This is a genomic window from Streptomyces sp. NPDC091371, assembly GCF_040684275.1.
Lineage (GTDB): Bacteria > Actinomycetota > Actinomycetes > Streptomycetales > Streptomycetaceae > Streptomyces.
This window is the reverse complement of the sequence record NZ_JBFBFP010000053.1, coordinates 41,118-49,596: the sequence shown is the minus strand read 5'-3', so window position 1 is coordinate 49,596 and position 8,479 is coordinate 41,118. Positions and strand designations below refer to the sequence as shown.

Genomic DNA, 8,479 nt, shown 5'->3' with positions numbered 1-8,479 from the left:
GGTCTGGGGCGGAGCCCCAGACCCCGCGCCTCAAACGCCGGCGGGGCTGGAATTGCCCTGCGGGCAATCCAGTCCCGCCGACCGCCCGTAAGGGGTCCTGGTGGAACTCACTAGTGACATGAAGCGATTCAATCCGTAGGGTGCTGAATATGGATATGCACACTGTCGTGGTGGGGACGTCCGGGACCACCGCCGAGGACGTCATCGCCGTCGCCCGCGGCAACGCACGGGTCGAGCTGTCCGCGGACGCGCTCGACGCGCTCGCCCGCGCCCGCGAGATCGTCGAGGGCCTCGCCGCCAAGCCCGAGCCCGTCTACGGCGTGTCCACCGGGTTCGGTGCACTCGCCTCCCGGCACATCAGCCCCGAGCTGCGCGCCCAGCTCCAGCGCAACATCGTCCGCTCGCACGCCGCCGGCATGGGCCCGCGCGTGGAGCGGGAGGTGGTCCGGGCGCTGATGTTCCTCCGGCTCAAGACCGTGGCCTCCGGCCACACCGGCGTGCGGCCCTCCGTCGCCCAGACCATGGCCGACCTGCTCAACGCGGGCATCACCCCCGTCGTCCACGAGTACGGCTCCCTCGGCTGCTCCGGCGACCTCGCGCCGCTCTCCCACTGCGCGCTCGCGCTCATGGGCGAGGGCGACGCCGAGGGCCCCGACGGGACCGTCCGCCCCGCCGGAGAGCTGCTCGCCGAGGCCGGGATCGAGCCGGTCGAGCTCCGCGAGAAGGAGGGCCTCGCCCTCCTCAACGGCACCGACGGCATGCTCGGCATGCTGGTCATGGCCCTCGCCGACCTCGCCAAGCTGTACACCTCCGCCGACATCACCGCCGCGCTGACGCTGGAGGCCCTGCTCGGCACCGAGAAGGTGCTCCAGCCCGAGCTGCACGCCATCCGCCCGCACCCCGGCCAGGGTGCCTCCGCCGCCAACATGGCCGCCGTCCTGAAGGGCTCCGGGCTCACCGGGCACTTCCAGGAGGAGTCCGCGCCGCGCGTGCAGGACGCCTACTCGGTGCGCTGCGCCCCGCAGGTCGCCGGCGCGGGCCGCGACACCATGGCGCACGCCGCCCTGGTGGCCTCCCGTGAGCTGGCCTCCGCCGTCGACAACCCGGTGGTGCTGCCCGACGGTCGCGTCGAGTCGAACGGCAACTTCCACGGCGCGCCCGTGGCCTACGTCCTGGACTTCCTGGCCATCGCCGCCGCGGATCTGGGGTCGATCGCCGAACGGCGCACCGACCGCCTGCTGGACAAGAACCGCTCGCACGGCCTCCCGCCGTTCCTCGCGGACGACGCCGGCGTGGACTCCGGTCTGATGATCGCCCAGTACACGCAGGCCGCCCTGGTCAGCGAGATGAAGCGGCTCGCGGTGCCGGCCTCCGCCGACTCGATCCCCTCCTCCGCCATGCAGGAGGACCATGTCTCCATGGGGTGGTCGGCCGCGCGCAAGCTCCGTACGGCCGTCGACAACCTGACGCGGATCATCGCGATCGAGCTGTACGCGGCCACCCGGGCCATCGAACTGCGCCACGGGCTCACCGCGGCCCCGGCGAGCCGGGCGGCGATCGCGGCCGCCCGCGCGGCGGGCGTGCAGGGCCCCGGGCCGGATCGTTTCCTCGCGCCTGACCTGGCCGCCGCTGACGCGTTCATCCGTACGGGTGCTCTCGTCGCCGCGGTGGAGACGGAGACGGGGCCGCTCGCCTGACGTCCGGCCGTACGTGCGTGAGGGCCGCCCGGGATCCGATCCCGGGCGGCCCTTCGCGTCGTGTGGTCAGAGGGCGCGGGAGCGGCGTACCGAGAAGGTGACGAAGCCGGCCCCGATGCCGAGGAAGACCGTGCCGCCCAGGAGGTAGGGCGTGGTGTCGGGGGAGCCGGTGTCGGCCAGCGTCAGGGACGCCTGCTGCGGGTCCGTAGCGGAATCCCTTCGCGGGGCCGGCGTGCCCGCGGGCGCGGTGTCGGCGGCGGCGGGCGCGCCGGAGCGGCCCGTCGCGGGCCCGGGGGCGGTGGCGCCCGCGGAGGGCACGAACCACAGGGCGGCGAGGAGGGTGGTCGCTCCGAGAGCGGTGAGCAGCGGACGGCGTGCGGACACGGTGCGATCCCCCTTGTGGCAGCAGCGAATTGGCCGTGTGCGGTGATGCTACGGAAAGGGGCGGGTCGTGGGAAAGTCGGGGGTTCCGCGGGCTTACTCTCCGTCGTATGAACCCTTCTGAGACATCACGTTATCTACGGCTTCGGGTGGATTTGGTGCTGGAAGTGCCGGACTCCCAGGCACTCACCGGAGCCGCGCTCGCACACATCGAGGCCGACGAGTTCATGCCGGACGAAGAGCGCGGGCACGCCGAAGCCGCCGTCAGGGAAGACGAATCGGAGGCCCTCGCCTACCTCGTCGACCCCACCGACCTGGTCGCCGAGATCCCCGGAGTGGAGCTCGCGCAGGCCTCCTGGAGCAGCGAACCCGTCGAATACGACCCCGAGTCAATGGAGTGGGACATCGACGAGGAAGATGGGGACTTCGACGAACAACCCGACAACGCCTGACCGTGTGGTTGCCCACATCCGAACGGAATGTGGAACCGATCCGCGCCGTTACCGCGTTGTCATGGCGAGGCAGGGGGGCCATCCCCCTGCCCGGCCAACCCCGGGACGGCAGCCTCGGGGTTTCCGGCAACGATGGAGTGGCGTGTGAGGACGGACAGCAAGCGGCGGAGAAGGTCCCTGGTGGCCATATCCGCCGTGCTCGGCGGCGTACTGGTGCTTTCGGCGTGCAACGGCGGAGGCGGTGACAAGCCGAACGCGAACGCGAGCGAGAGCAGCAAGTCCCAGGCGGACGTGGACGCCGCGGCGGCCAAGGACACGTCCAAGGCCAAGATAACGATCACGCCCAAGGACGGCGCCGCCAACGTCGGCCTCAACGACTCCACCACCGTCGCCGTCAGCGACGGCACGCTCACCGCGGTCGAGCTGAAGACCTCCGAGGGCACGGCCGTTGCCGGCAAGATAGCCGCCGACGGCAAGAGCTGGAAGCCCGACGGCGCGCTGAAGCGCTCCACGAAGTACGCCCTGTCGGCGACCGCGAAGGACGAGGCGGGCCGCGAGGCGCACGAGAACGCCTCGTTCACCACGGTCTCCCCGGAGAACAGCTTCGTCGGCTCGTTCGTCCCGGAAGAGGGCCAGACCGTCGGCGTGGGCATGCCGGTCTCGATCACCTTCAACAAGCCGATCCGGGACAAGAAGGCCGTCCAGGCGGCCATCTCCGTCTCCTCCAGCAGCGGCCAGGAAGTCGTCGGCCACTGGTTCGGCACGCAGCGCCTGGACTTCCGCCCGGAGAACTACTGGCAGGCGAACTCCACCGTCACCATGAAGCTCGCGCTGGAAGGCGTGCAGAGCGCTCCCGGCGTCGTGGGCGTCCAGAGCAAGACCGTCACCTTCAAGATCGGCCGCAGCCAGGTCTCCACGGTCGACGCGAAGACGAAGAAGATGACGGTCACCCGTGACGGCGCGGTCCTCAAGACCATCCCGATCTCGGCGGGCTCCCCGGAGAACCCGACGTACAACGGCCAGATGGTGATCTCCGAGAAGTTCAAGGAGACCCGGATGAACGGCGCCACCGTCGGCTTCACGGACGAGGACGGCAAGGGCGAGTACGACATCAAGGACGTCCCGCACGCCATGCGGCTGTCGAACTCCGGCACCTTCATCCACGGCAACTACTGGGGCGCCGACTCCGTCTTCGGCAACGTCAACACCAGCCACGGCTGTGTCGGCCTGAACGACGCCAAGGGCGCGAACGACCCGAACCAGCCGGCGGCCTGGTTCTACGACAACTCGCTCATCGGCGACGTGGTCACCGTGGTCAACTCCCCGGACAAGACCATCACCCCCGAGAACGGCCTCAACGGCTGGAACATGAGCTGGGCGGACTGGAAGGCCGGCTCGGCCTGACGCCTGCGGCGCGCTCGGTCCGAAGCGGTGCGGAAGGCGGGGATCCCTCGGGGGTCCCCGCCTTCCGCGTTGGCGGCCCGCACCGACGAAAACCCCCGAGCGGTGGAGCAGGGGCCCGATTAAGGTCCCGAGCATGATGATCAGATCCCTCACCCTGCCCCCGTCCGACACCGACGTCGACGCCTGGACGGCGGTCCTCGCCGCCGCGCAGAGCACCGACCTGCCGGACGTGCCCGCGCCCACCCGGTCCGAGACCGCCGGGCGGCTGCGGGTACGGCCGGCCCGGGCGCGGCACGTGTGCTGGGCGGCCGACGAGGGCGTCGCCGCGCTGCTCCTCTTCACCGACGAGGGCAACACCCACACGGCGTTCCTCGACGTGCTGGCCGTACGACCGGAGGCGCGGCGGCGCGGTGTGGGCACGGCCCTGTGGGAGCGGGTCCGCGCCGAGCTGCTCGCGCAGGACCGGACCTCGGTCTCGGCGATGGTGGACCTGGACGGCCCGGGCCGCAGGTTCGCGCAGTCCCTCGGATTCGAGAACGTACTGCCCCTGGCCTGGTACGTACGGGACCTCCCGGTCGGGACCCCGGCGCCGGGCCCGGCCGCGCCCGCCGGCTACGAGCTGCTGACCTGGCACGGCCTGGTGCCCGACGGCTGGGCCCCCGCGGCGGCCGCGGCCCACGGGGCGATGGAGGACGCGCCGAGCGGGGACATGGACGAGCAGACCCAGTCCTGGACCGCGCAGCGGCTGCACGCGGCGCAGCAGCTGATCCTCGACCGGGGCGGCGAGATGGTCACGGTCGCGGCGGTGACCGCGGCGGGCGAGGTCGCCGCGTACACGGAGGTCGCCCTGGCGGACCCCTCCGGGCCGCGCGCCCTCCAGTACGACACGGTCGTCGTCCCCGGGCACCGCGGCCACGGGCTGGGCCGCGTGGTGAAGCTGCGCATGGAGGCCGAACTGGCCGGGCGGTATCCCGCGCTGCGGCAGATCGCCACCACGGTCGCCGACGAGAACGCCCCCATGCGGGCCGTGAACGAGGCGGTGGGCTACCGGCGGGAGCGGGCCGCGGGCATCTTCCAGCTCAAGCTGTAGCCGCCGGACCGGACGCGGGGCCGGCGGCCGGTTGCCGTGCCCCGGACCCCGCCTTGGCCGCCTCCCCGGCGGCCGACCACGACGCCAGCAGCCGCAGCGCGTCCGCCGACGGGGAGCCCGGCGCCGCGTGGAAGGCCACCAGCGCCTGCGCCGGGTCGTCCGGGAGCCGCAGCGTCTCGAAGGACAACTGCAAGTCACCCACCAGCGGATGCCGCAGCTGCTTCACCCCGTGCGTCTTGTCGGCCACCGTGTGCGCCGCCCACAGCCGCCGGAACTCCTCGTTCTTCACCGACAACTCCCCGACCAGCGCCGACAGCTGCTCGTCGTCCGGGTTCTGGCCGGCGTACATCCGCAGGTTGCTGACGACCTCGCAGGCCCGGCACTCCCAGTCCGCGTACAGCTCGGCGGTCGCCTCGTCCAGGAACACCAGCCGCACCAGGTTCCGCTCCTGCGCCGGGAGCCTCCCGAAGTCCCCGAAGACCGCCGCCGCCAGCCGGTTCCAGCCGATGACGTCCTGCCGGCGCCCCACCAGGTACGCCGGTACGCCGTCCATCGCGTCCAGCAGCGTCCGCAGCTCCGGCCGCACCTGCTGGGGGCGGTGGCCCTGGCGGCGCCTGCGCGGCTTCGGGCGGGCCAGATGGGTCAGGTGCGCCTGCTCGGTGCCGTCCAGCCGCAGCGCCCGCGCGATCGCGTCCAGGACCTCCGCCGACACGTTGTGCCCGCCGCCCTGCTCCAGCCGCGTGTAGTACGCGACGGAGACCCCGGCCAGCTGCGCCAACTCCTCGCGGCGCAGCCCGGGCACGCGCCGGTGCCGCCCGTAGTCCGGCAGGCCCACGTCCTCGGGGCGCAGCCGTGCCCGCCGGGAGCGGAGGAACTCGCCGAGCTCGGCACGCTGATCAAGCTGGTCCATACGGCCAGTATCACCGGGCGGCCCGGTACGGCGCGGGGCTGAGCCTGACCCCGCCAGTGGTACGTACGCCAGTCCTAGGCAGGACAGGGGGCTGGGTGCCCGCCGCGGGCCCCGGCAGGGTGGAACCTGTCACCACGAAGACACCCCCAGCCCAGCACCGCCGCCGAGGAGCACCCCCATGCCCGCCACGCCCGTCACCCAGGTCGCCGCCTACGCCACCCCCGCCCCCAAGGCCCCGCTGGAGCGCACCACCGTCCCGCGCCGCCCCGTCGGCGAGCACGACGTCCTCATCGACATCAAGTTCGCCGGCATCTGCCACTCCGACATCCACCAGGTCCGCGACGGCTGGGGCGAGGGCATCTACCCCATGGTCCCCGGTCACGAGATCGCCGGTGTCGTCGCCGAAGTCGGGCCGCTTGTCACCAAGTTCGCGGTCGGGGACCGGGTGGGCGTCGGCTGCTTCGTCGACTCCTGCCGCACCTGCGAGTACTGCCTGCGCGGGGACGAGCAGTTCTGCGCGAAGGGCGCGACCGGCACGTACAACGCTCTCGACAAGAACGGCGAGCCCACGTACGGCGGTTACTCCACCCACGTCGTCGTCGACGAGAACTACACCGTCCGCATCCCCGACGGCCTCGCCCTCGACGTCGCCGCCCCGCTGCTGTGCGCCGGCATCACCCTCTACTCCCCGCTCAAGCACTGGCAGGCAGGCCCCGGCAAGAAGGTTGCGATCGTCGGCCTGGGCGGGCTCGGCCACATGGGCGTGAAGATCGCGGCGGCGCTGGGCGCGGAGGTCACCGTCCTCTCCCAGTCGCTGCGCAAGCGGGAGGACGGCCTGAGGCTGGGCGCCTCCCACTACTACGCGACCAGCGACGAGACCACCTTCGAGAAGCTGGCCGGCACCTTCGACCTGATCCTGTCCACCGTCTCCGCGCCGCTCGGCCTGGACGCGTACCTCGGCCTGCTGAAGGTCGACGGCGCCCTGGTGAACGTGGGCGCGCCGGAGGATCCCGTCGCGCTCAACCTCTTCTCGGTCATCGGCGGCCGCAAGACCTTGGCCGGGTCGATGATCGGCGGGATCGCCGAGACCCAGGAGATGCTGGACTTCTGCGCCGAGCACGCTTTGGGCGCGGAGATCGAACTGATCGCCGCCGATCAGATCAACAAGGCCTACGAGCGCGTCGAGGCGAGCGACGTCCGCTACCGCTTCGTGATCGACACCTCGACGATCTGACACGGCCCCGCCGGGCTCACCGCCCGAGGTGCTGCCGCTCCGCGGCCTCCTTCACGTTCCCCAGCGTCGTGAGGATGGCCGCGCGCTGCTTCTTGGGCAGGTTCAGCACCTTGTACATCGCCTTCAGCGACAGCGCGCCTTTGGCCGGCTCTTCGACGCGCATGTGGTGGGACAGGCGGGTGCCGCCGTCCTCGGGCTCCAGGTGGTAGTCCCAGTACGCGCGGCCGCCTGCCCCGCGCTTCTCCTCCTTCATCGGAGGGAACGAGACCCATCCGAAATCGTGCCCCCGGTCGACCGCCGTCACCTCCGACGGAGCGTCGAAGCTCGACGGCCCGAACTTCTCATGGGCCATCCAGCGGGTCCCGACCTCCAGTGGCCCCTCGAACTCGATCTCCTTGGTGATGCTCTTCGGCCCGGCGAACTCCGTGTGCCGCCGCACGTCCGTCACGACGGCCCACACTTCGTCGGGCGTGGCATCCACGTGCACACTCTCCGTGATCTCCGACAGCGTCATCACGCACCTCCTGCGGGAGCCCCACCTCCGAGCATGCGCCGGGTCACGGGCAGCCGCCCGCCCGGTCACTCCGCCGCGGCCACGCCGATCGGGCAGCTCACGCCCGTGCCGCCGATGCCGCAGTAGCCGCCGGGGTTCCTGTCGAGGTACTGCTGGTGGTAGGCCTCCGCGGGCCAGAACGGGCGGGCCGCCGCCGGGAGGACGGCCGTGGTGATCTGGCCGTAGCCCGAGCCGGTCAGGACCTGCTGGTAGGCCTGGCGGGAGGCTTCCGCCGCCTGCTGGTGGGCGGGGGAGTGGGTGTAGACCGCCGAGCGGTACTGGGTGCCGACGTCGTTGCCCTGGCGGAAGCCCTGGGTGGGGTTGTGGGACTCCCAGAAGAGCTTCAGCAGGGTCGCGTACGAGACCTGGGAGGGGTCGAAGACGACGCGGACGACCTCCGTGTGGCCGGTCAGGCCCGAGCAGACCTCCTCGTAGGTCGGGTTCTCGGTGAACCCGCCCTGGTAGCCGGCCAGGGTGGTCCAGACCCCGGGGGTCTGCCAGAACTTGCGCTCGGCGCCCCAGAAACAGCCCAGGCCGAAGTCCGCGACCTCGAGGCCCTCCGGATAGGGGCCGGCCAGCGGGTTGCCGAGGACCGTGTGCTTCTCGGGCAGCGAGAACAGCGGTTCCGCGCGGCCCGTCAGGGCCTCCTCGCGGGTGGGGAGCTCGGGCGTGCGGCGGTACGAGAACATGGATGCGCCTCCTTCGGTACCCCCTCAACGGACCGGGGCGGGCCGGGATTCCCGGCCCGCCCCTTGCGG

Annotated in this window: 9 protein-coding genes; 5 read left to right on the top strand and 4 right to left on the bottom strand. The window is 71.8% G+C overall.

Annotation, left to right across the window (positions count from 1 at the left end; genetic code table 11):
• Positions 1-155: 155 nt before the first annotated feature.
• On the top strand, positions 156-1,697 hold the full coding sequence (gene hutH / locus AB0O21_RS35200) for a histidine ammonia-lyase (protein ID WP_365178327.1): 1,542 nt from the start codon (positions 156-158) through the stop codon (positions 1,695-1,697).
• 66 nt (positions 1,698-1,763) lie between these two features.
• Here hutH and AB0O21_RS35195 read toward each other — a convergent pair whose 3' ends face one another.
• A complete protein-coding gene (locus AB0O21_RS35195; protein ID WP_365178321.1) occupies positions 1,764-2,081 on the bottom strand; it encodes a hypothetical protein in 318 nt (105 codons plus the stop codon).
• A 155-nt stretch (positions 2,082-2,236) separates the two neighbouring features.
• Between AB0O21_RS35195 and AB0O21_RS35190 the strand changes: the two genes are divergently transcribed.
• The 3 genes from AB0O21_RS35190 (at position 2,237) to AB0O21_RS35180 (ending at position 5,024) form a co-directional block, all read left to right on the top strand.
• Positions 2,237-2,530, top strand: a complete 294-nt coding sequence (locus AB0O21_RS35190) for a hypothetical protein (RefSeq protein ID WP_365178319.1) — start codon at positions 2,237-2,239, stop codon at positions 2,528-2,530.
• A 132-nt stretch (positions 2,531-2,662) separates the two neighbouring features.
• The gene (locus tag AB0O21_RS35185) at positions 2,663-3,934 is read left to right on the top strand and encodes an Ig-like domain-containing protein (protein ID WP_365178316.1); all 1,272 of its coding nucleotides are present in this window, start codon (positions 2,663-2,665) and stop codon (positions 3,932-3,934) included.
• Positions 3,935-4,067: 133 nt separating this feature from the next.
• The gene (locus AB0O21_RS35180; protein ID WP_365178313.1) at positions 4,068-5,024 is read left to right on the top strand and encodes a GNAT family N-acetyltransferase; all 957 of its coding nucleotides are present in this window, start codon (positions 4,068-4,070) and stop codon (positions 5,022-5,024) included.
• Here the strand turns inward: AB0O21_RS35180 and AB0O21_RS35175 are convergent.
• Positions 5,014-5,934, bottom strand: coding sequence for a helix-turn-helix transcriptional regulator (locus AB0O21_RS35175; RefSeq protein WP_365178310.1), 921 nt, complete (start codon positions 5,932-5,934; stop codon positions 5,014-5,016). The genes AB0O21_RS35180 and AB0O21_RS35175 overlap by 11 nt on opposite strands.
• 178 nt (positions 5,935-6,112) lie before the next feature.
• Between AB0O21_RS35175 and AB0O21_RS35170 the strand changes: the two genes are divergently transcribed.
• The gene (locus tag AB0O21_RS35170; protein WP_365178308.1) at positions 6,113-7,168 is read left to right on the top strand and encodes an NAD(P)-dependent alcohol dehydrogenase; all 1,056 of its coding nucleotides are present in this window, start codon (positions 6,113-6,115) and stop codon (positions 7,166-7,168) included.
• A gap of 16 nt (positions 7,169-7,184) precedes the next feature.
• Here the strand turns inward: AB0O21_RS35170 and AB0O21_RS35165 are convergent, their stop codons facing one another.
• Positions 7,185-7,682, bottom strand: coding sequence for an SRPBCC family protein (locus tag AB0O21_RS35165; protein WP_365178306.1), 498 nt, complete (start codon positions 7,680-7,682; stop codon positions 7,185-7,187).
• 65 nt (positions 7,683-7,747) lie between these two features.
• A complete protein-coding gene (gene msrA, locus AB0O21_RS35160) occupies positions 7,748-8,410 on the bottom strand; it encodes a peptide-methionine (S)-S-oxide reductase MsrA (RefSeq protein WP_365178303.1) in 663 nt (220 codons plus the stop codon).
• Positions 8,411-8,479 lie beyond the last annotated feature (69 nt).

What these genes read in the sequence shown, in the direction of transcription:
- hutH (WP_365178327.1), top strand. Translation starts at nt 156, where the DNA reads ATGCACACTGTCGTGGTGGGGACGTCCGGGACCACCGCCGAGGACGTC.
- AB0O21_RS35185 (WP_365178316.1), top strand. Translation starts at nt 2,663, where the DNA reads ATGGAGTGGCGTGTGAGGACGGACAGCAAGCGGCGGAGAAGGTCCCTG.
- AB0O21_RS35180 (WP_365178313.1), top strand. Translation starts at nt 4,068, where the DNA reads ATGATGATCAGATCCCTCACCCTGCCCCCGTCCGACACCGACGTCGAC.
- AB0O21_RS35175 (WP_365178310.1), bottom strand. Translation starts at nt 5,934, where the DNA reads ATGGACCAGCTTGATCAGCGTGCCGAGCTCGGCGAGTTCCTCCGCTCC.
- AB0O21_RS35170 (WP_365178308.1), top strand. Translation starts at nt 6,113, where the DNA reads ATGCCCGCCACGCCCGTCACCCAGGTCGCCGCCTACGCCACCCCCGCC.
- AB0O21_RS35165 (WP_365178306.1), bottom strand. Translation starts at nt 7,682, where the DNA reads ATGACGCTGTCGGAGATCACGGAGAGTGTGCACGTGGATGCCACGCCC.
- msrA (WP_365178303.1), bottom strand. Translation starts at nt 8,410, where the DNA reads ATGTTCTCGTACCGCCGCACGCCCGAGCTCCCCACCCGCGAGGAGGCC.